The sequence below is a fragment of the Cronobacter dublinensis subsp. dublinensis LMG 23823 genome (genome assembly GCF_001277235.1).
Taxonomy (GTDB): Bacteria; Pseudomonadota; Gammaproteobacteria; order Enterobacterales; family Enterobacteriaceae; genus Cronobacter; species Cronobacter dublinensis.
Map to the genome: position 1 here is coordinate 2,454,157 of NZ_CP012266.1, position 21,773 is coordinate 2,475,929.

The following is a 21,773-nucleotide window of genomic DNA, read 5'->3' on the forward strand; positions in this document are numbered from 1 at the left end:
GACAAGCCCTGGCGCGGCTTTTAGGGATAATCCTCATCGCGTTTGCGCCCGGTGCGCTACGCTTAACATTCCCACCCTGCGTGAGACACGCCGATGAAACACACGCTGCTTGCATCCCTGCTTGCTGTTGCCGCCTTTAACGCCGTCGCCGCGTCCGACGACGGCATTTTTATGTTGCAGTCCCCGTCGTTTGCCGATAACGCCATGATGGAGAAAAAATTCGCCGGTAATGCGAAGCAAAACCCCAACTGTACCGGCGAAAACCAGTCGCCGGCGCTTATCTGGAGCCATGCGCCGCAGGGCACGACCCGCTTCGCGCTGATCGTTCACGACCCGGAGGGCGCGAAAGGGCTCGGCGTCACGCATCTGGTCGCCTATAACATTCCGGCCACCACCACCGGGCTTGCCGCCAATGCGCTCACCGAAGGCAAAGGCTTTACCGGCGGCAAAAACACGCCCGGCAGCAGCGTCTGGCACGGCCCCTGCCCGCCGCCTGGCAGCGGCGCGCACCACTACATCTTCACGCTTATCGCCACCGACTTACCGGCCGACCTGCCCACCGGCCTGACGCGCGAGGAACTCTTCACCAAACTCAAGGGTCACGCGCTCGCCGCCACGGGTCTCATTGGCCGCTTCGGGCAGTGACGCCGTCTGCGCCAGCAGCGCTTTCAGCTCCGGGATGCAGGAGCCGCAGTTAGTGCCGCAGCGCAGGGCGTCGCCAAGCCTCGCCGCGCTGTCGCAGCCGTTCGCGATGGCGGCCCGGATCGCGTTCTCGCCCACGCCAAAACAGCTACAAATGATGCGCCCCTTCGCGGGCGCGTTGCCCGCGCCCTTTCCGCCCAGCAGCGCGTGACGAGCCGCCGCTGATGCGGGCGGCGCGCTGAACGCCGCCGCGATCGTCTCAGTCTGCACCGTCGGGCGGCGCTGCGCGCTGTAAAACGCCAGCATCAACGCGCCGTCGCGCCACGCCAGCGCGTGAAAGCCGCCGACACCATCGGCGTACTGTATCTGCCAGCCCTCACTATCGGCCAGCTGACGCAGCCAGCCGTGCGGCGGCGTGCGGCCTGCCAGCGTGAAATGCAGGCAACCGTCCAGCGCCCGTCGCCACCACAGCATGTCTGGCGCGAGCGGCGGCATAACGCGACAAAACAGTTCGCCCTGCCAGGCGCTGTGGCGCTTTTGCAGGCGCACGGCGGTCTGTTTGCTCTCCGGCTGGCCGGAATGCGGGCAGCAGACCGGCGCCACCAGCGTATTCACCCGCCCGTGGCTCGCAAAGCGCGCGTTCCAGTGCATCGGCGCGAACAGCGCGCCCGGCGGCTGGGCATCGCTGAGCGCCGCCCAGCCCACCATAAAGCCCTGTGCTGAGGCCACCTCTGCAAGGTCGCCATCGCCAATACCCGCGCGCGCCGCGTCGCTCGGGTGCATCACCACCTGCGGCAGCGGCTGATGTTGCATCAGGCGCGCCACGCTGCCCGTGCGGGTCATGGTGTGCCACTGATCGCGAATGCGCCCGGTGTTAAGCCACAGCGGATACGCCGCGCCCGGCCGCGCCTGCGGCAGCGCCGGGGTGACGGCGACCATGTTCAGCCGTCCGCCACGCCAGCCCTCGCCCGTCGCCAGCAGACGCGGCGTGCCCTGCGGCTGCTGCGCCGTTACCGGCCACTGCAACGGCGCGAGCGCGTCATACTGCTCGCGGGTCAGGGTCGCCAGCGCGCTGATGTCAAACGCCCGTGCGCCATCGTTCTCAAACCCCGAGAGCGCCGCATGCTCGCAGAAAATCTCGTGGGGATGCTGCCAGGCGAACGCCTCGCCATGCCCCAGACGACGCGCCATCTGCGCGACTATCCACCAGTCCGGGCGCGTGTCGCCAGGGGCGGGCAGAAAGGGCCGCTGGCGCGAAATCCGCCGCTCAGAGTTGGTCACGGTGCCGTTTTTCTCGCCCCAGCCCTGCGCCGGGAAGCGAATATGCGCGAATGCCGCCGTGTCGGTCTGCGCGGTAATGTCGGAGACGATCACCAGTTCGCAGCGCGCCAGCGCCTGGCGTACCGCGTCGCTGTCCGGCAGCGAGACCGCCGGGTTGGTACCCATGATCCAGACGGCTTTCACCTCGCCGCGCCCGATGGCGTCGAACAGCTCCACCGCCATCAGGCCGGGCGTCTGCGCGATGCGCTCGCTGCCCCAGAACCGCCCGAGCCGCGCGATATCCGCCGGTTCGAAGGCCATGTGGCAGGCGAGCTGACTGGCAAGCCCGCCCACCTCGCGCCCGCCCATCGCGTTTGGCTGACCGGTCAGCGAAAACGGCCCGCAGCCGGGCCGCCCGATCTTCCCGCTCGCCAGATGCGCGTTAATGATGGCGTTGCACTTGTCGCTGCCGCTGGAGGATTGATTAATGCCCATCGTGTAGAGCGTCATGGCCGTGGGCGCGCGCAAAAACCAGTCATAAAAGCGCGCCACTTCGGCTTCTGGCAGCCCACAGAACTGCGCCACGCGCGCCACGCTCCATTCCCGCGCCGCCGCAAGCGCCTGCGCCTGGCCGTCGAACGCCTCAGACGGCATCGCGTCGGCCAGCGCGTTCAGCAGCCCGACAAACAGCCCGGCGTCGCTGCCGGGTGCGAGCGCCAGATGCAGATCGGCGATATCGCAGGTGGCGGTGCGCCGGGGGTCGATAACCACGATTTTCATCGCCGGGCGCGCCTGTTTTGCCGCCGCGATGCGCTGATACAGCACCGGATGCGCCCAGGCGGCGTTCGCGCCGACGAAAACCAGCAGATCCGTCTGTTCCAGATCCTCATAGCAGCACGGCACCGCGTCGGCCCCAAACGCCCGCTTGTAGCCCACCACGGCGGAAGACATACAGAGCCGCGAGTTAGTGTCGATATTCGCCGCGCCGATAAACCCTTTCATCAGCTTGTTGGCGGCGTAGTAATCCTCGGTCAGCAGCTGGCCGGAGGCGTAAAACGCCACCGCCTGCGGCCCATGTTTCTCAATCACCGCGCCAAAGCGCGCAGCCGCCGCATCCAGCGCCGCTTCCCACGTCGCGCGTTCGCCGTCCACTTCCGGGTAGAGCAGCCGTCCGTCGAGCCCGGTAGTTTCGCCAAGCGCGGCACCTTTGACGCACAGCCGCCCGAGATTCGCCGGGTGCTGCGTGTCGCCGCGCACGCTCACCGCGCCACGCGCGTCGCGCTGCGCCACGACCCCGCAGCCGACCCCGCAGTACGGGCAGGTCGTGTGTACGCCGTTCATGACGCCTGCGCCTGTAACAGCAGCGCCTGCCCCGCCACCCACACTTTGCCGTCCTCGACTTTCACCGGCCAGGCGCGCACCGCGTCGGTGAGCGTATCCGCCAGCCGTCCGTCGCGCAGCCGGATGCGCTGTTTATAGAGCGGCGAAATCACCACCGGCTCGCCGCCGACATCGCCCAGCAGGCCGCGCGACAGCACGTTGGCGTCGCTGCCCGGCTCCAGATTGTCGAGCGCGTAGACACGTTCGCCGAAGCGGAACAGCGCGATCTGCCTCTCGCCAAGACGCGCGCCGATCCCGGCCTGCGGCGGAATGTCTGTGACGTCGCACACCGCCTGCCACGGACGCTCCGGCGCGCGGGGCGTAAACGGCTGCACCACCTCGACCGGCTGCGGCTGGCCCCGCAGCGTGCGGCGCTGCACCGCTTCATCAGGTATATCGCTATTCACATAAGAGCGGAACAGCGCCAGCCGGTCGGGGCTCGCGAGCGTGGTCTGCCATTCGCACTGGTAGCTCTCCACCACTTGCGCCATCTCGCGCTCCAGCTCCTCGCCGATACCGAGGGAATTCTCCAGGATAACCTCACGCAGATAGTCGATGCCGCCTTCGAGATTATCCATCCAGGTGCTGGTACGTTGCAGACGGTCAGCGGTGCGGATGTAGAACATCAGGAAGCGGTCGATAGTGCGCAGCAGCGTCTCCCGGTCGAGATCGCTTGCGAAAAGATCCGCGTGGCGCGGCTTCATGCCGCCGTTGCCGCACACGTACAGATTCCAGCCTTTGTCGGTCGCTATCACGCCCACATCCTTGCCCTGTGCTTCGGCGCATTCACGGGTGCAGCCGGAGACCGCCATTTTGATTTTGTGCGGCGCGCGCAGCCCCTTGTAGCGGTTCTCCAGTTCGACCGCGAGCCCGGTCGAATCCTGGACGCCGTAGCGACACCAGGTGGAGCCGACGCACGATTTCACCGTGCGCAGCGATTTGCCGTAGGCGTGGCCGGTCTCAAAGCCCGCCGCCACCAGCTCTGCCCAGATCGCCGGGAGTTGTTCAAGCCGCGCGCCGAAGAGATCGATGCGCTGCCCGCCGGTGATTTTGCTGTAGAGGTGGTAGCGCTTCGCAATCTGCCCGATGGCGATAAGCCCGTCCGGCGTCACCTCGCCCGCGGCCATGCGAGGCACGATGGAGTACGTGCCGTCTTTCTGGATATTGGCGAAGTAGCGATCGTTGGTGTCCTGGAGCGGCAGATGCGCCGGTTTCAGGAGGTATTCGTTCCAGCATGAGGCGAGCACCGAGCCCGCCAGCGGCTTGCAGATCTCGCAACCGTGGCCCTGCCCATAGCGGCTGATGAGCTGCTCAAAGGTGCGGATGTGGTTAACGCGCACCAGGTGATAAATCTCCTGGCGCGAGTACGGGAAGTGTTCGCAGATATCTTTTTTAACCGCCACGCCCTGCTGTTCAAGCTGGTACTCCAGCACCTGTTTTACCAGCGCGCTGCAACCGCCGCAGCCGGTCGCCGCTTTGGTGCAGCTTTTCACCGCGCCCATGTCGCTCGCGCCGCCCGCCACCGCCGCGCAGATGTCTGCCTTGCTGACGTTATGGCACGAGCAGATCTGCGCGGTTTCCGGCAGCGCCGCCACGCCAAGGCCCTTCGCGGGCGCGCCCTGGCTTGCGGGCAGGATCAGCGTCTCCGGCGCGGCGGGCAGCGCCATGCCGTTAAGCATCATCTGCAACAGCGTCGCATAGTCGCTGCTGTCGCCCACCAGCACGCCGCCGAGCAGCGTTTTGCCGTCCGCCGAGACGACGATTTTTTTGTAGATCTGCTTCGGCCCGTGAGTCCACTGGTAGCTCTGGCTGCCGGACGTGCGCGCGTGCGCGTCGCCGAAAGACGCCACCTCGACGCCGAGCAGCTTGAGTTTGGTGCTCATGTCCGCGCCCCGGAACGCCGCCGTCTCGCCCGCGAGGGTCGCCGCGACGACGCGCGCCATCTGATAGCCCGGCGCGACCAGGCCGAAGATTTTGCTCTCCCACAGCGCGCATTCGCCGATGGCGAAAATATGCTCATCACTGGTCTGGCACTGGTCATTAATCACAATGCCGCCGCGCTCGCCCGTGGTGAGCCCGGCGGCTTTCGCCAGCATGTCCTGCGGGCGGATGCCTGCCGAAAAAACAATCAGGTCGGTATGCAGGCGGTCGCCGTCGGCAAACTGCAGGGTCAGGCCGCCCTCCTCTTCCACAATCGCGGTGGTGGATTTGCTGGTATGCACGCTGACGTCCAGCGCCTCGATTTTCTCACGCAGCATCGCCGCCCCCGGCGCGTCGAGCTGTACCGCCATCAGCCCGGGTGCGAACTCGACCACATGCGTTTTCAGCCCCAGCTGTTTGAGCGCGTTCGCCGCCTCCAGCCCCAGTAGCCCGCCGCCGACCACCACGCCGCGCGTGGCATGCTGCGCGCGCTCGCGGATGGCGTCCAGATCGTCAAGCGTGCGGTAGACGAAGCAGCCCGGCAGGTCGCGCCCCGGCACCGGCGGCACAAACGGCCAGGAGCCGGTGGCGAGCACCAGTTTGTCGAAATGCGTTTCATGGCCCTGCGCGTCGCGCACGGTCTGTCGGGCGCGGTCAATGGCGACAATCTGGCAGCCGGTACGCAGCTCAATGCCGGTCTGCGCGAAGAAATCGCCCTGCACCATCGAGAGCGACTGCGCGCTGCGTCCGGCGAAATACTCCGAGAGATGCACGCGATCGTAGGCCGGGTGGCGCTCTTCGCCGAAGACAACGATATGAAAACGCTCCTGCAGCCCGGCGTTTACGCACTGCTCAAGAAAGTGGTGTCCAACCATGCCGTGGCCCACGACCACCAGAGTTTGTTTCGTCATCGTTTCACATCCTGCAGCCGCGGGCTGCGATTCATGGGGTTCATCAAACAGCAGCCCGACGCCTGCGCGCAGCGGCTGCCCGAAGTGAGTCATCAGCGCGCCTGCGCTGTCGGTATCGCCATACAGCAGCACGCCGGTGAGCCTGCCGTCCTCGATAATCAGGCGGCGGTAGTGCCGGGCGATGGGGTCGAGGCTTATCAGCGTCTGCGCCTGTGGGCCGGGGTCGACCACGCCTGCGCTGAATACCGCGATGCCGGTCACCTTGAGGCGCGTGCCGCGCTCCTCATAAGCAAAGCGCGCCGTCTCCCCGCAGAGCCTCGCGGCCAGCACGTCCGCCTGTTGCAGACCAGGCGCCACCAGCCCCCAGGTCTGCCCGTTGATTTCGCTGCATTCGCCTACCGCGCTCACCTGCGGGTGCGAGGCGCGCAGCGCGTCATCCACTACAATTCCACGCGCGCAGCGCAGCCCGGCGGCCTGCGCCAGTCCGATGGCCGGACGCACGCCCGTCGCCATCACCACCCGCCCGGCCGCTATGGTTTCGCCGTCGGCGAGCGTGACGTTACCTTGCGTAATGCGGGCGATGCCGCTGCCGGTGACCACGCGGATCCCGCGCGCGCGAAGGCTTTGCGCGAGCCATTCGCCCGCCTGCGCGTCCAGCTGCTGCTCCATCAGCCACGGGTGGCGGTGTACCAGCGTGACGTCCGCGCCGTGACGCGCCAGCGCCGCCGCGGCCTCGACGCCGAGCAGCCCTCCGCCCAGCACCACGGCGGGGCCGGGCGTCGCGAGAATGGCTTCGACATCCGCCAGCGTGCGAAAGGCGTGAACATGCGCAAGCGCGCCGCCCTCAACGGGCGGCAAAAACGGCGTTGAGCCGGTGGCGAACACCAGTTCATCCCAGTGCAGCGTGCGGGCCGTCGTGGTGACGGTGCGCGCGGTCAGACTCACCGCCACCGCCCGCTCGCCGGTCAGTAACGTGACACCGTAACGCTGATACCACAACGCGTCGTGGAGCTGCGTCTGTTCGGCAGGCTTTTCGCCGCCCAGCACCGGCGAGAGCAATATGCGGTTATAGGGCACAGCCGGCTCTTCGCCGATAAGCGTGATGGCGAAGCGCTCCGGCGCGCGCGCCAGCAGTTGCTCCACCAGACGCACCGCCGCCATGCCGTTGCCGATAATCACCAGTCGTTGCGCCATCGCCGCTCCTTACGCCGCCTTCGGCTGTTTTTCGTAGAGGAAATGGAGGATCTGCTGGCGCATCTGGTGGTAGCGGCTGTCGTCGGCAAGCGTGACCCGGTTGCGCGGGCGCGGCAGACTCACCTCCAGCACGTCGCCGACCGTGGCCGCCGGGCCGTTGGTCATCATCAGCACGCGGTCGGAGAGCAGCACCGCCTCGTCGACGTCGTGGGTGATCAGCACAATGGTGGTATTAAGTTCCTGCTGGATATGCATGACGGCATCCTGAAGGTGCGCGCGGGTCAGCGCGTCCAGAGCGCCGAAGGGCTCATCCATCAGCAGCACTTTCGGCTCCATCGCCAGCGCCCGGGCGATGCCGACGCGCTGCTTCATGCCGCCGGAAATTTCGCCGGGCCGTTTGTTAAGCGCATGGCCCATCTGCACCCGCTCCAGGTTGTGCACGATCCACTCCCGGCGCTGCGCTTTATTCATGGTTTTGCGAAAGACCTGATCCACCGCCAGCGCGACGTTGTCGAAGCAGGTCAGCCAGGGCAGCAGCGAGTGATTCTGAAACACCACGGCGCGCTCGGGTCCGGGGCCGGCGATTTCGCGGTTGTCGCACAAGAGCCCGCCTTCGCTCGGCAGCGTGATGCCCGCGATAAGATTAAGCAGCGTCGATTTACCGCAGCCGGAGTGGCCGATAAGGCTCACGGTTTCGCCCGCGTTAATGTCAAAGCTGACGTTTTGCAGCGCCAGAAATTCGCCGCTGGCGGTGTTGAAGCGCTGACTGACGTTCTGTACCTGAATAACGGGTTTCATGTTCGCTCCTTATTTGTCCTGCCAGCTGAACCGCCGGGCGATAAACATCAGCCCCTGCTCCAGCAAAAGCCCCACCACGCCGATGATGACGATGGCGATGAGAATGTTTTCCACGTTGAGGTTGTTCCACTCGTTCCAGATCCAAAAGCCGATGCCGAGGCCGCCGGTGAGCATTTCCGCCGCGACAATCACAAGCCAGGCGATGCCGATGGAGAGCCGCACGCCGGTGAGCACCGCAGGCAGCACCGCCGGAAAGAGAATGCGGCGCATCACGGTCCATTCAGAGAGCTGTAAGACGCGCGCCACGTTGAGGTAATCCTCCGGGATGCGTTTCACCCCTTCAGCGGTGTTGATGACCATCGGCCAGATAGAGCAGATGAAAATGGTCCAGCTGGAGGCGGGCTCGGCCTTCTGAAACAGCAGCAGGCCGATGGGCAGCCAGGCGAGCGGACTTACCGGGCGCAGCAGCGCGATGAGAGGGTTGAACATACGGCCAAGAAACGTAAAGCGGCCAATCAGAAAGCCGAGCGGAATCCCCACCAGCGCCGCGAGACCAAAGCCCACCGCCACGCGACTGAGCGAGGCCAGCACGTTCCAGCCGATGCCCTGATCGTTCGGCCCTTCGTTGTAGAACGGGTCGGCAAACAGCGTCAGCGCCGAGTCAAGCGTGCTGAGCGGAGTCGGAAAGCCTGTGGTATTGATGGCCGCGATTTGCCAGGCGATGACCAGCAGCCCGAGACCGAGCAATGCGGGCACGACATGGCCTGCGATGGCGTTGAGCCGGGCGACCCGCGGCGTGCGGCGTTTACGCACCACCGCGCGCGGCATCACAATCACTTCACCACCGGGCTGCGCCTGCGGCGCGCTCACGGTCTGTTTGAGTTCTTTCATGGTTCCCCCTTAACGTTGCATGGCAAAACGGGCGGCATACGCGGCGGGATCGCGCCCGTCCCAGAGACTGCCGTCCATCAGACGGCTGGTGCGCAGCGGCGTGCCGGGCAGCGCGACGCCGCCCACCGCGTCTGCGGCCTGTTGATAGATGTCGGTGCGGTTAATGCGCGCGGCGATGGCCGCATAATCCGGGTCGGTTTTCAGCAATCCCCAGCGGCGGAACTGGGTTAAGAACCACATGCCGTCGGAGTGCCACGGGTAGCTCACCTCGCCGTCGCGGAAAAAGCGCATGCCGTGGTCGTCCTTCCAGCGCTTTCCGGCGCCGTCGTCGTACTCCCCAAGCATGCGCGGCGTGAGGTATTGCGCTTTGGTGTTGAGGTACGCGCGTTTCGCCAGCACCTGCGCGGTTTCGCGCCGGTTATCATCCGAGGCGTCTATCCAGCGGGCGGCCTCCAGCACGGCGGCGGTGAGCGCGCGGGCGGTATGCGGGTTCTGCTCCACCCACTGGCGGCGGGTGCCGAGCACTTTTTCGGGGTGATCAGGGAAGATGCTCTGCGAGGTGGCGGCGGTAAAACCGATGCGGTCGTTGATCGCGCGCGCGTTCCACGGCTCGCCGACGCAAAAGCCGACCATGTTGCCGATGCGCATGTTCATCACCATCTGCGGCGGCGGCACCACCACGGTGCGCACATCATTGAACGGGTGGATACCCGCCGCCGCCAGCCAGTAGTAAAGCCACATGGCGTGGGTGCCGGTCGGGAAGGTATGAGCGAAGGTGTAAGTGCCAGGCGCGCTTGCCGCGATAAGCTTTTTCAGCGCCTCGGGCGTGGTGATGCCGTTATTGAGCAGTTCGGCGCTGAGCGAAATCGCCTGGCCGTTCTGGTTGAGCGTCAGCAGGGTCGCCATCGGCTGCGCTTTCCCGGCGATGCCAAGCTCCAGCCCGTAGAGAAGGCCGTAGAGCGCGTGCGCGGCATCGAGCTCGCCGGAGACCAGTTTGTCGCGCACCGCCGCCCAGCTCGCCTCTTTGCTCGGCACGATGCGGATGCCATATTTTTGATCGAAGCCTTTCAGCGCGGCCATTACCACCGGCGCGCAGTCGGTCAGCGGGATAAAGCCGACGCGCACGGTGTCGAGCTCGGGTTTGTCCGTGCCTGCGGCCCAGACGCTGCCCATCAGCCCCGGCAACAGCATCGCGCCGCCAAGCGCCGCCCCGGCCTGTAACAGGCGACGGCGTGAAAGAGAAAAAGATGAATCGCTCATGGCTGCTCCTGAAAATAAAAAAGGCGTCCGCCAATGTCCGAAGACATTGCAGGACGCCTTTATCCTTCCGGTTAGCCCGCCGCCGTTGGCGAGCCGCCGAAAATGTTTGTCAGAAAGAATTAAGCAAGGGGTGTGCCAGGTTTAAGGGGTGGCATGTTGGGTAATCGTACGTCACGGCGTCAATGTGGGGGGTTTTGCTCCGGCTTAAAAAAATCGGCCGCGCCGTTTCGCCGCAGGCCGGGACGCACCGGAGGGACCCGGTGCGAGGGCATGACAATACAGGGATGTATTGTCATGCCCGACCCGTGGCCGGAGGGAATAAGGCGAGGCTTCCCCGAAGGGGCGATTTTCTGCCGGGAGCCGGGATTGCAAAGGGGGCGGCGGCGAGCCCCCTTTGCACGTTCGCTTGAGGAAGAGGCACATATAAGCGCAGCGTGATGGCGAACGGAACGATTTCACCGCCGTTGCATATTTCCCGTCAACGCGGCCCCGAAACCGGGCGGTGGGTGCGCTTCGCTTACCCACCCTACAACCCGCCACGGCTCCCGCCATCAAAACGGTGGGTGCGCTTCGCTTACCCACCCTACAAAAGGCGTGCCTGACGCATCCTGGCGGGTAAACACCGCTCCATCCCTGCCCCATAACCATGCATAACATGCCCGGTTGCTGTGCAGCTACTCCTTTGGGGTAACCGGCCAGAGCCGGGCGACCGCCAGCATCGCTTCGGCGATGTCCACCATCCGCTTATTCTGGTCCATCGCGAGCCTGCGCAGCTGATGCCACGCCTGCTCTTCGCTGAGCTGCTGATGGGTTATCAGTAAACTTTTGGCACGCTCGATAAGCTTGCGCTCCTCAAGGCTTGTCTGTAACGACGCGAGCTGGCGCGTCAGCGACTCCACCTCGCGGGCCTGCTGGCGCACCAGCGGTAACAGGTGCCGCTCCAGCGCCGGGGCGTCCTGCTCGCTTTGCTGGCTTGCACGCCTGGCGAGCAGCGTCTGTGGCGATTCGCCGCTGTTTTCCTCGGCCAGCAGCCTGCGCGCCTCAGCCAGCAGTGCGGCGATAAGCGCCTCTTCGGTTTCACGCAGCGCGTCGAGCCGCGTGGTTTGCAGCGAAAACCAGCGCACCGCCCGTGCGCCGTTGTCGTTATCCGCAGGCAGACGGGTGCAGGCGAGTCGACGTAATTGCTCCAGCTCCAGGCCCGCCTCGCCGTGACGCCAGTAACCTTCGCGGATCTCCGCCGCCGCCAGCGCTAAAAAAGTCTCAAAACAGCGCTGCTGACCGTCGATACGATCGGCGAGTAACTGGCGCAGCGGTTCGCTGAACGCGCCCTGCGTAAAACCGATAGCACCGACCGCACGCTCCTGGCCTGCCAGCTCTTTACCCTGCATAAAGCTGTACAGCGCAGTCAGCGCGCGGGCGAGCGACGCCTCATCGACGCTTTCGCTCGCCTCCGGCACCAGATTCAGCAGATGACGAATCGTCTGGTTAAAGCTTTCCATCGCCTCCAGGGGCTCGATCTCGCGCGCCAGGATCCGCGCGCGAAGCACAGGCAACTGCTCAAGCTGCCAGAGCGCGCAGGCCATTCGCCAGGCAAGCAGGCTGCCCGATGCGGCGAGCGGCGGCGGTGTTTCACGAAACGCCGCCACGCGCTGGTCGGTTTGCGCGACGCAAAATCGGTGCTCGCGCGCGAAGAGCTGTCCGCCCGAGCAGAGCCAGATGTTGGACGCGCCGCGCTCGCGCTGTAGCATATGCACCAGATGGCTTATCTGGCTTGCCCATTCGCCCACGCTTAACCACGCCTCCAGCTGGCTGCGCGCTCGTTCACGGGCGAAACGAAACCACGCCTGCGCGTCTTGCGCCGGTCTGGACGGTGTTGCCATCGCTCACTCTCCTGTTATCGCCTTTACAGGAATCAAGCAATAACTGTGCCTTTATGGCAAAGGAGTTACGGATGCAAAAGATCGTGATTATCGCCAACGGCGCGGCCTACGGCAGCGAATCCCTGTTTAACAGCCTGCGGCTGGCTATCGCGCTGCGCGAACAGCCGCAGGCGCCTGTGCTGAAGCTGTTTTTAATGTCCGACGCCGTGACCGCCGGGCTGCGCGGGCAGAACCCCGCCGAAGGCTATAACATTCAGCAGATGCTGGAGATCCTCACCGCGCAGAACGTGCCGGTGAAGCTTTGCAAAACCTGCGCCGACGGGCGCGGCGTGAGCGCCCTGCCGCTGGTCGAAGGCGTGGAAATCGGCACGCTGGTGGAACTGGCCCAGTGGACGCTTGAGGCCGATAAAGTTCTGACCTTCTGATATTCACGCAGGCGTAATAATATTTACTTATTCGCCTGCGCTATCCATCAAGTCCCCGCCGTGTGTGCCGATATTTACCTTAAAACCCATAACAACAACCCGTCCCAACACACAACACTCATACAACACACAGCAGGGTAAATGCCTATGTTAACGTCGATTCGCGCGCGCATCATCGCAGCCACCGCAGGCTGCCTGGTCGGCGCGCTGTTACTCAACACCATCATGAACTATCAGGTCACCCGGCTGGATAACCAGCAGGCGAGCCTGAATACCCTGAAAAGCACCAGCGCCAGCCATAACCTGGCTATCGCCGACTGGGTGAACAGCAAAACCGCCATGATCCGCTCGCTCGATACCGTCGCGCTGGGATCCGACCCCGTGCCGGTCTTCACGCAGATGGCGAAAGCTGGCGGCTTTATGAACGTCTACGCCGGGTACGCCACCAAAACCGCGAAGTTCTCGAACCCGGAAGGCGTGCCGGCGGATTACGATCCGACCATTCGCCCGTGGTATCAGCAGGCGGTGAAAGCCGACGCGCCTGTCGTGACCGCGCCTTACGTGGATGCGGGCACCGGCAAGCTGGTGGTGACGTTCGCGGTGCCGGTGAAGCAAAACGGCGCTATCGCGGCGGTGGTCGCGGGCGACCTCTCTATGGACAGCGTGATTGCCAACGTGCGCAGTATTCACCCTACCGATAACAGCAGCGGCCTGCTGGTGAATGAAGACGGCACGCTTATCGCGGCGAAAGATCCGGCGCTGACCTCCAAACCCTTTGATAAAGCGGTATCGGGCGTGGCGTTCAGCGCACTGAAAGCCAGCGACACGGCGGTGGACGGCGAGATCAACGGGGCGGCCAAAGCGCTGCTGGCGACGCCGGTGCCGGGCACCCAGTGGTATCTGGTCGTGGCGCTCGATGAAGACGACGCGACCTCCGGTATGCGCGCGCTGCTGAGCACCTCCGCGATTTCCGTGCTGGTGCTGTTACTGATTACCGGCGCGCTGATGCATTTCCTGGTGACGAAACTGCTGAAACGCTTGTGGATGATCCGCGACGCGCTGGTGGCTATCAGCAGCGGCACCAACGATCTGTCGCAGCGTCTGCCGGAAAACGGTCGCGACGAAGTGGCGCAGATTGCCCACGCCTTTAACGCCTTCTGCGACAAGCTCGCGGGCGTGATGGGCCAGTTGCGCGACGCCAGCGCCTCGGTGAAAGTGGCGGCCAATGAAATCGCCGCGGGTAACCAGGATCTCTCCGGGCGCACCGAACAGGCCGCCTCCAGCCTGCGAGAAACAGCAAGCGCGGTGGAAGAGATAACCGCGTCGGTGGCGAACTCCACGGATGCGGCCGCCCAGGCCAACAGCCAGGCGCAGAGCGCGACGGATGCCGCCTCGCGCGGCGGCGAAGTGGTGTCGAAAGCCATTTCAACGATGCAGCTGATTGAAACCGCCTCGGCGAAGATTGGCGATATCACGAGCGTTATCGATGGCATCGCCTTCCAGACCAACATTCTGGCGCTTAACGCCTCGGTGGAAGCAGCGCGCGCAGGCGAACAGGGCCGCGGCTTCGCGGTGGTGGCAGGCGAAGTGCGAAACCTCGCCAGCCGCAGCGCTCAGGCCGCGAAAGAGATCAAATCGCTTATCGATTCGACGACCGAAAGCGTCGCGACCGGCTCGCGCTATGTGCGCCTTGCGGGGGAATCGATGGAGGAGATTGTCAGCAGCATCGGCAATGTTTCCGGCATTATGCGTGAAATCACGGTCGCCACCAGCGAGCAGATGAAAGGCATTCAGGAGATAAACCACGCGGTTATCCAGCTTGATCAGATGGTGCAGCAGAACGCCGAGCTGGTGGTGCAGTCCGCCGCCGCCGCGGGCGCGTTGCAGGGTCAGGCGGGCGAACTTGCCCAGACGGCCGGTCATTTCCGCATTTAATCAGGCGCAGGCGCGCATTCGGGCATTTTCCGCGCGCCTGTCCGCCCCTTTAACGCACAATGTGATGAATATGGCGGCGAGGCCGCCTTTTTTGATCAAAATCAGCGTTCAGCGCCCCCCTCTTTGGTGTTATTCCCGGAGTGTTTTGTGAACAGCCTCACATTCGAAGGGCTGTCCAGTCGGGTTTTATCATTGACAGAGGGGTTAAAAATGGCGCGGGTAAAAGCAAGCCTGAAGTTGTTTGGCGGGGATACGGTGGTGGTGCGCTGCTCGGCGAATTGCCATATTCATTTAATGAGCGCAGGCGAGCGCTTAGCGCGTGTCGGGGCGGATATTTTAAGCGTCCAGAACCGCAACAGCGCGTATATCAGCGTACCTTACAGCGGCGTCTGGGATGTGCTTATCGACAGTCACAGCCAGACGCTGGAACACTCCATCAGCTACGTTCCTGCCTGATATTTTGCCCCGGCGTCAGCCGGGGTTTTTAGAAACGCTTTACGACGCTTACGCGAACCCCGGTTGCAGTTCGCCGCTTTCCCCGTCGTCGCGCGCCTGACAGGCGCGTACTTCACACGCCAGTTCATCCAGCGACGCTTCGCACATCCCCAGTTTTTTCAGCTCCTGCTCCAGCGAGAAGAGATATTGCGCGTTGGTGCCAAGCGGGCCGCTGGCGCGGGCGATGAGCGGGGCGATGGTCGCAGGCCGGGTGTCCGCTTCATACAGCGGATGGCTCGGGTCCATGATAAAGACCAGCGCGTGCACGGTGCGGCCATCGTTGAGCGTAAGCTTACACCAGCCCGGCAGATAGCACCCGGTGATCATCTCGCGCTTCCAGAGCAGAGAGAGCTCGGTTTCAAGATCTGCCTCGGGCAGACGATACGCCACGCCCGTGGTCATGCCGCCCTCTTTGAGCGCCAGCATGCGCCCTGGCTGACAGGCGCTGCCGCGCCCGGCGGTCAGCCGCAGGCAGAACGCGCGGTGCCAGCCGTTAAGCGTGGCGGCGCAGCGTTCTTCAAAAACCATTGCCGGGTTCCACATCAGGGACCCGTAACCAAAAATCCAGACCGATTCGTTTTCGGGACGACAGGCGAGCGTGGCGGCCAGTGACGCCGCTCGCTGCTCTGGCGTCCACAGTAACGATTCCTCAATGGCTCCAAAAGCCGTCTTACAGTCTGCTGTCATTAAGAAATCACGTGTTAACACCTTCCACCTCCACCACTGCTGCTTCCCTGCGATTTTAAGCGCCTTCCGGCTATTTTTATCGCTCAATCAGAAAGCAATTACGTGGTGACGATAGGGGATTAACGTGCCGCTGACAAGACCGCAGCGGCTTTTCCAACCCATAAAAAACTTATCTTTCCACACAGCACGTGCGGGTATAAAGGCAAAGATGGAGGGGAATCAGGCGATTAACCAGGCATTACTTTTTCTTATGCCATTTATCGTCATCGCCCTTTTCGTACTCATGTTTGACGGCCGCCCACGCAACGCGATGCGCGGTTTCTTCCCGGCTGGCGTCGCCGCGCCGGTCCTCTTCGTCTTTATATTGATCCCATGCGCTGTTAAAGGCTTCTTTGTAGATGTCCTGCGCGTGCGCGGGCAGCACGTTACGCACGTTGTCGGGTAAATCGGTTTTTGATGAATAAGGCATAGCGGCGCTCCTCTTTTGGGTGGAAATCTTAGTGTGGATCAGGTTACGCGTGGGCGCCAGTCATTGAGTAAGGCGCACCGCTGCGTTTTGCAATGGCCTGTTTGCTCGATGAATTCTCAACATAATTGCTTTTTTTATCGAATTTAACGCAAAGCTAAACGCAAGCCGTAAAAAACCGTAAATAAGCGGTCGTGACAACGCGTTTTTTGGTACTTTTACGTACAGCACCACCCCTCACTATAATGATAATGACCTGCTTCTCTGGAGAAATAACGTGACCAAAAACAGCCATGAGGCGGTGAAAACCCGCCATAAGGAGACTTCTCTCATTTTCCCGGTCGTTGCGCTGGCGGTGCTGGCGTTCTGGGGATCGAGCCAGTCGCTGCCAGTGATTATCGGCATTAACGTGCTGGCGCTGGTGGGAATTCTCAGCAGCGCGTTTAGCGTGGTGCGCCACGCGGATGTGCTTGCGCATCGCCTTGGCGAGCCTTACGGTTCGCTGATTTTGAGCCTGTCGGTTGTGATTCTGGAAGTCAGTCTTATCTCCGCGCTGATGGCGACCGGCGACGCTGCCCCGACGCTGATGCGCGACACGCTCTATTCCATCATTATGATTGTCAGCGGCGGTCTGGTAGGTGTGGCGCTGCTGCTGGGCGGGCGCAAGTTTGCGACCCAGTACGTGAATCTGTTTGGCATTAAGCAGTATCTGATAGCCCTTTTCCCGCTGGCGGTCATTGTGCTGGTGTTCCCGATGGCCCTGCCGGGCGGCAATTTCACGACCGGGCAGTCGCTGCTGGTGGCGATGATTTCGGCAGCGATGTACGGCGTTTTCCTGCTGATCCAGACCAAAACGCACCAGAGTCTGTTTGTTTATGAGCATGAAGATGAAAGCGACGACGACGATCCGCATCACGGCAAACCGTCGGCGCACAGTAGCCTGTGGCACGCCGCCTGGCTGGTAGTACATCTGATTGCGGTAATTGCCGTGACCAAGATGAACGCCCACCCGCTGGAAGGGCTGCTGAGCCACCTGAACGCGCCGGTCTCGTTCACCGGCTTCCTGGTGGCGCTGTTAATCCTCTCGCCGGAAGGGCTGGGCGCGCTGAAAGCGGTGCTTAATAACCAGGTCCAGCGCGCGATGAATCTGTTTTTCGGTTCGGTGCTGGCGACGATTTCCCTGACGGTGCCGACGGTGACGATTATCGCCATCCTGACCGGCAACGATTTGCATTTCGCCCTCGGCGCGCCGGAAATGGTAGTGATGCTGGCGGCGTTAATGCTGTGCCAGATTTCGTTCTCGACCGGACGCACTAATGTGCTTAACGGCAGCGCGCATCTGGCGCTGTTCGCAGCCTATCTGATGACGATATTCGCGTAGGGTTGAGGCGGCGCGGCGCGGCGGGATGGCGGGTGCGCAGGCTTACCCGCTCTACAAGGTAATGCCGCGTTGTATCATGGCGTAGAGTGGGTAAGCGCAGCGTACCCACCACGATGCATTCATCGGCCCAACGGCGAAACGCCAATAAAAAAACCCCGCCGGAGCGGGGTTTTCTTTTTACGACTTACGACCGGGCGGGTTATTGCTCGGTGTCGAGTTCCGGGAAGCTTTTCACCAGATCGTCGATGGCTTTGATCTGCGTGAGGAACGCTTCCAGCTTCGCGAGCGGCAGCGCGGACGGGCCGTCGCATTTTGCGTTTTCCGGGTCCGGGTGCGCTTCAATAAAGAGACCGGCGATGCCGGTCGCCATACCGGCGCGGGCAAGCTCCGTCACCTGGGCGCGACGACCGCTGGACGCGGCGCCGAACGGGTCGCGGCACTGCAGCGCGTGGGTCACGTCAAAAATCACCGGAGCGTTGCCGGACACTTTTTTCATTACGCCAAAGCCGAGCATGTCGACCACCAGGTTGTCGTAACCAAAATTGGTGCCGCGATCGCACAGGATAACCTGCTCGTTGCCGCCCTCTTTGAATTTGTCGACGATGTTGCCCATCTGGCCGGGGCTGATGAACTGCGGTTTTTTAACGTTAATGACGGCGCCGGTTTTCGCCATCGCTTCGACGAGATCGGTCTGGCGAGCCAGGAACGCCGGCAGCTGGATAACGTCCACCACATCGGCGACCGGCTGCGCCTGCTCGGCGGTGTGCACGTCGGTGATGATTTTCACGCCAAAGGTCTGTTTCAGCTCCTGGAAGATTTTCATGCCTTCTTCCAGGCCCGGACCACGGTAGGAGTGAATCGAGGAGCGGTTGGCTTTATCAAAAGAGGCTTTGAAGACGTAAGGAATGCCGAGCTTCTGGGTCACGGTAACGTAATGCTCGCAGATGCGCATCGCCAGATCGCGCGATTCCAGCACGTTCATCCCGCCAAACAGCACGAACGGCAAGTCGTTCGCTACGTTGATGTCGCCAATGCTAACCACTTTTTGTGTCATATTATCGCCTTTATCCTGTGTAAATCGGTACACTGCCGCCGCTTAGTGCAGGGTAATCTGCTTGTGCGAAATCGAGTTAATCTGCGCCCGAATCATCTCGCTTATCGGATCTTCGGGGCACTGCTCTACAAAATAGCTTAAATCATTGAGCGCCACGTGCTCGCAGTCGAGCTGGGCGTAAATCAGCCCGCGGTCGCGGATCTCATACGGATCTTCCGGATTAAACTCCAGCAGCGCTTCGCTGGCGCGCAGGGCGAGTTCCATCTGCCGCTCTTCCATCAGCGCGGATTTCAGCGTGTCGAGGAGCTTGCGGATAACCAGAATATGTTCGGACTCTTCAAGGTCATCCATGTACAGCTCGGCCACCGGGCTGATGTTGCCCTTGAGCCACACTTCGAGCGTGTGTTCATCAAGCGTCTCGCCGTTAAACGGATTGATGAGCCACATTTCGCCATCCATCCAGTCGGCGCGCAGGATAAGCTGGGTCGGGAAAATCACCGGCATCAGCGGAATATCGAGGCGGTCTGCTATCCACAGCAGGATAGCGCCAAGCGAAACCGCGCTGCCCTGGCGGTTTTTCAGCACCTTATCAAGCCACAGCGCGTCAGAGAGACGATACACGCCACGCGCGTCGCTAAAGCCCCATTCGCCGTAGAAAAGCTCGAGAAGGCGTTCAAGCTGCGAGTCCTGATGCGACCCCTGAGAAATCTCTTCGCGGGCCAGGCGCACCAGGCTCTCCAGCTGGTCATAAACATCCTGCGCCGAAAAATCGTCACGGATATGCTGTGAAACCAGAATCATGCCGTCACAGAGCGGCGCGTTGTTAAACTGGAAATCGGCCAACGACTTCATATCAACCCCAATAGCGGTATTTTGGTGGTGGCGAGTTTCACGATGATGTAGAGCACCACCAGCCCAAGCAGGAACGCTACCCAGCGAACCTGCTGGCTGCGCGGGCGACGCCCGAGCGCGATAAAGCCTAAAACGATGTAGATGATAACGCCAAAGAGTTTTTCAGTCAGCCACGCGCCCTGCGGGGTGAACGGATAAAAATGGGTGATGAGCACCAGCGCGACGCCGCTGCCGAGCAGCACGGTGTCGTTGACATGCGGCACGATGCGCACCCAGCGCTTGCCCGACATCGCCGAGCCGCGGTACTGCCACCAGTAGCGCAGAATAAAGAGACTGATGGAGATAGCCACCGTCAGAAGATGTAAATGTTTTACTGCAAAGTAAGCGGCCATGCTGCCCTACTCCTGTGTGTTGCGATATTGTCCCAGCGTCAGACGCTCGTTGCCGCCATAGTCGCGGCAGGTTTCGACGCCGTGATAGCCCGCGCGCGTGAAAAGCTCACGCACCGCCCCGCCCTGTCGCCAGCCATGTTCTACCAGTAACCACCCGTCGTTTTCAAGAAAACGGCGCGCCCCGGTAATGATGGCGTCGAGGTCGGCAAGCCCTGCGTTTGGCGCCACCAGCGCGCTTTTCGGCTCAAACCGCACGTCGCCCTGCGTCAGATGAGGATCGTCGCCGTCGATGTACGGAGGATTGCTGACAATAAGGGAAAAACGCGCGTCCGTCAGTGCGCTGAACCAGTGACTTTGCAAAACAGTGACGTTGTCGATGCCAAGGCGCTGCGCGTTGCATCTGGCAAGCTCAACGGCCTCGGGGATAACCTCCAGCGCCGTCACCTGACAGTCGGGCCGCTCGCAGGCGAGCGCCAGCGCAATCGCGCCGGTGCCGGTGCCAAGGTCGAGAATACGGCACGGCGCGGCGGGCAGACGCGCCAGCGCCTGCTCCACCAGACATTCGGTATCGGGACGGGGGATAAGCGTTGCCGCAGAGACCTCCAGCGGCAACGACCAGAATTCGCGCTGGCCGGTCAGATACGCCACCGGCTCGCCCTGGACGCGGCGCGCCAGGAGGGCATCGAGCCGCGTGAGCTCATCGTCAGCCAGCGCGGTTTCGCCAAAAGCGAGGATAAACGTGCGCGTCCTGCCGGTTACAAAACCCAGCAGGATTTCCGCGTCGCGGCGCGGCGATTCGCTGTCAGTGAGGCGGTGGATGGCCTGTTTCAGCCACTGCTGATACTCCATCACTCCTGCTCGGCCAGCGCCGCCAGCTGATCCGCCTGATGTTCCTGGATAATCGGCTCAATGAGCGCGTCCAGTTTGCCTTCCATCACCTCGTCAAGACGGTAGAGCGTCAGGTTGATGCGGTGATCGGTCACGCGGCCCTGCGGGAAGTTGTACGTGCGGTTGCGGTCCGAGCGATCGCCGCTGCCCAGCAGGTTGCGACGCGTCGAGGCTTCCGCCTGCTGGCGTTTTGCCGTTTCGGCGGCGTGGATGCGCGCACCCAGCACCGCCAGCGCTTTGGCTTTGTTTTTGTGCTGCGAGCGTTCGTCCTGGCACTCCACCACAATGCCGGTCGGCAGGTGGGTGATGCGGATAGCCGAGTCGGTGGTGTTAACGTGCTGACCGCCCGCGCCGGAGGAGCGGAAGGTGTCGATACGCAGATCCGCCGGGTTGATATCCGGCAGCTCCGCTTCCGGCAGCTCCGGCATCACCGCCACGGTGCACGCGGAGGTGTGAATACGGCCCTGGGATTCGGTGGCCGGCACGCGCTGCACGCGATGACCGCCGGACTCAAACTTGAGTCGTCCGTAAACGCCCTCGCCGCTGATTTTAGCGATCACTTCTTTGTAGCCGCCATGCTCGCCATCGCTGGCGCTCATGATCTCCACACGCCAGCGACGCGATTCCGCGTAGCGGCTGTACATGCGAAAGAGATCGCCTGCGAACAGCGCGGCTTCATCGCCGCCGGTGCCCGCACGCACTTCAACAAAGGCGTTGCGCTCGTCGTCGGGATCTTTGGGCAGCAGCAGCAGCTGAAGCTCCTGCTCCAGCGCTTCGCTTTTCGTTTTGGCTTCCAGCAGCTCATCCTGCGCCATATCGCGCATTTCCGGGTCGCTTAACATCAGACGCGCGGTTTCCATGTCTTCCTGCACCTGGCGCCATTCAAGGAAACAGCGCGAAACGTCGCTCAGCTGGGCATATTCGCGCGACAGAGCGCGAAAACGCTCCTGATCGGCGAGCGTACCCGCATCGCCCAGCAGAGCCTGAACTTCTTCATGACGCTCCTGCAAGGCTTCCAGTTTGGCAACGATAGAAGGCTTCATAGGCGGTAGATCACCCTGT

General features: G+C 62.7%; 18 protein-coding genes. 5 read left to right on the forward strand and 13 right to left on the reverse strand.

Annotation, left to right across the window (positions count from 1 at the left end; translation table 11 throughout):
* The first annotated feature begins 93 nt into the window (after positions 1-93).
* Positions 94-645 (forward strand): YbhB/YbcL family Raf kinase inhibitor-like protein, encoded by a 552-nt coding sequence (locus tag AFK67_RS11155; protein ID WP_032966782.1) that lies wholly within the window; start codon positions 94-96, stop codon positions 643-645.
* Here AFK67_RS11155 and AFK67_RS11160 read toward each other — a convergent pair.
* From AFK67_RS11160 to AFK67_RS11185, 6 genes are all read right to left on the reverse strand, one after another.
* Positions 541-3,243: a nitrate reductase gene (locus tag AFK67_RS11160; RefSeq protein ID WP_038883462.1), complete on the reverse strand. Its 2,703-nt coding sequence runs from the start codon at positions 3,241-3,243 to the stop codon at positions 541-543. The genes AFK67_RS11155 and AFK67_RS11160 overlap by 105 nt on opposite strands.
* The gene (gene nirB, locus AFK67_RS11165; RefSeq protein ID WP_007715838.1) at positions 3,240-7,307 is read right to left on the reverse strand and encodes a nitrite reductase large subunit NirB; all 4,068 of its coding nucleotides are present in this window, start codon (positions 7,305-7,307) and stop codon (positions 3,240-3,242) included. Before nirB ends, AFK67_RS11160 begins: the two co-directional genes overlap by 4 nt.
* A gap of 9 nt (positions 7,308-7,316) precedes the next feature.
* On the reverse strand, positions 7,317-8,105 hold the full coding sequence (locus tag AFK67_RS11170; protein ID WP_007715837.1) for an ABC transporter ATP-binding protein: 789 nt from the start codon (positions 8,103-8,105) through the stop codon (positions 7,317-7,319).
* 9 nt (positions 8,106-8,114) lie between these two features.
* Positions 8,115-8,996 (reverse strand): nitrate ABC transporter permease, encoded by an 882-nt coding sequence (ntrB, locus tag AFK67_RS11175; protein ID WP_007715835.1) that lies wholly within the window; start codon positions 8,994-8,996, stop codon positions 8,115-8,117.
* 9 nt (positions 8,997-9,005) lie between these two features.
* A complete protein-coding gene (locus AFK67_RS11180; protein ID WP_007715831.1) occupies positions 9,006-10,256 on the reverse strand; it encodes a CmpA/NrtA family ABC transporter substrate-binding protein in 1,251 nt (416 codons plus the stop codon).
* Between the two features lie 674 nt (positions 10,257-10,930).
* Complete coding sequence (locus tag AFK67_RS11185; protein ID WP_007715827.1) at positions 10,931-12,136, reverse strand: nitrate regulatory protein; 1,206 nt, start codon at positions 12,134-12,136, stop codon at positions 10,931-10,933.
* Positions 12,137-12,207: 71 nt separating this feature from the next.
* Between AFK67_RS11185 and AFK67_RS11190 the strand changes: the two genes are divergently transcribed.
* The 3 genes from AFK67_RS11190 to AFK67_RS11200 all read left to right on the forward strand — a co-directional run bounded on the left by AFK67_RS11190 (position 12,208) and on the right by AFK67_RS11200 (position 14,952).
* Positions 12,208-12,561: a DsrE/DsrF/TusD sulfur relay family protein gene (locus AFK67_RS11190; RefSeq protein WP_038883447.1), complete on the forward strand. Its 354-nt coding sequence runs from the start codon at positions 12,208-12,210 to the stop codon at positions 12,559-12,561.
* A 147-nt stretch (positions 12,562-12,708) separates the two neighbouring features.
* Positions 12,709-14,496: a methyl-accepting chemotaxis protein gene (locus AFK67_RS11195; RefSeq protein WP_007729899.1), complete on the forward strand. Its 1,788-nt coding sequence runs from the start codon at positions 12,709-12,711 to the stop codon at positions 14,494-14,496.
* 210 nt (positions 14,497-14,706) lie between these two features.
* The gene (locus AFK67_RS11200) at positions 14,707-14,952 is read left to right on the forward strand and encodes a DUF1883 domain-containing protein (protein ID WP_007729901.1); all 246 of its coding nucleotides are present in this window, start codon (positions 14,707-14,709) and stop codon (positions 14,950-14,952) included.
* 48 nt (positions 14,953-15,000) lie between these two features.
* Here AFK67_RS11200 and AFK67_RS11205 read toward each other — a convergent pair whose 3' ends face one another.
* Both AFK67_RS11205 and chaB read right to left on the reverse strand, forming a co-directional pair.
* On the reverse strand, positions 15,001-15,699 hold the full coding sequence (locus tag AFK67_RS11205) for a gamma-glutamylcyclotransferase (protein ID WP_038871431.1): 699 nt from the start codon (positions 15,697-15,699) through the stop codon (positions 15,001-15,003).
* Positions 15,700-15,916: 217 nt separating this feature from the next.
* On the reverse strand, positions 15,917-16,147 hold the full coding sequence (gene chaB / locus AFK67_RS11210) for a putative cation transport regulator ChaB (protein WP_007729903.1): 231 nt from the start codon (positions 16,145-16,147) through the stop codon (positions 15,917-15,919).
* Between the two features lie 274 nt (positions 16,148-16,421).
* Between chaB and chaA the strand changes: the two genes are divergently transcribed.
* Positions 16,422-17,525 carry a sodium-potassium/proton antiporter ChaA gene (gene chaA / locus AFK67_RS11215; RefSeq protein ID WP_007729904.1) on the forward strand — a complete coding sequence of 368 codons (1,104 nt, stop codon included), beginning with the start codon at positions 16,422-16,424 and terminating at the stop codon, positions 17,523-17,525.
* Positions 17,526-17,724: 199 nt separating this feature from the next.
* Here the strand turns inward: chaA and kdsA are convergent, their stop codons facing one another.
* The 5 genes from kdsA to prfA are packed head-to-tail and all read right to left on the reverse strand — an operon-like array spanning position 17,725 to position 21,754.
* Positions 17,725-18,579, reverse strand: coding sequence for a 3-deoxy-8-phosphooctulonate synthase (gene kdsA, locus AFK67_RS11220; protein ID WP_032967567.1), 855 nt, complete (start codon positions 18,577-18,579; stop codon positions 17,725-17,727).
* 42 nt (positions 18,580-18,621) lie between these two features.
* Positions 18,622-19,431, reverse strand: coding sequence for an invasion regulator SirB1 (gene sirB1, locus AFK67_RS11225; RefSeq protein WP_007749703.1), 810 nt, complete (start codon positions 19,429-19,431; stop codon positions 18,622-18,624).
* The gene (gene sirB2, locus AFK67_RS11230) at positions 19,428-19,823 is read right to left on the reverse strand and encodes an invasion regulator SirB2 (protein ID WP_007729910.1); all 396 of its coding nucleotides are present in this window, start codon (positions 19,821-19,823) and stop codon (positions 19,428-19,430) included. Before sirB2 ends, sirB1 begins: the two co-directional genes overlap by 4 nt.
* A gap of 6 nt (positions 19,824-19,829) precedes the next feature.
* Positions 19,830-20,672, reverse strand: coding sequence for a peptide chain release factor N(5)-glutamine methyltransferase (prmC, locus tag AFK67_RS11235; protein WP_007729911.1), 843 nt, complete (start codon positions 20,670-20,672; stop codon positions 19,830-19,832).
* Positions 20,672-21,754: a peptide chain release factor 1 gene (gene prfA, locus AFK67_RS11240; protein WP_007729913.1), complete on the reverse strand. Its 1,083-nt coding sequence runs from the start codon at positions 21,752-21,754 to the stop codon at positions 20,672-20,674. The genes prmC and prfA overlap by 1 nt, the downstream gene beginning before the upstream one ends.
* Between the last annotated feature and the right edge of the window lie 19 nt (positions 21,755-21,773).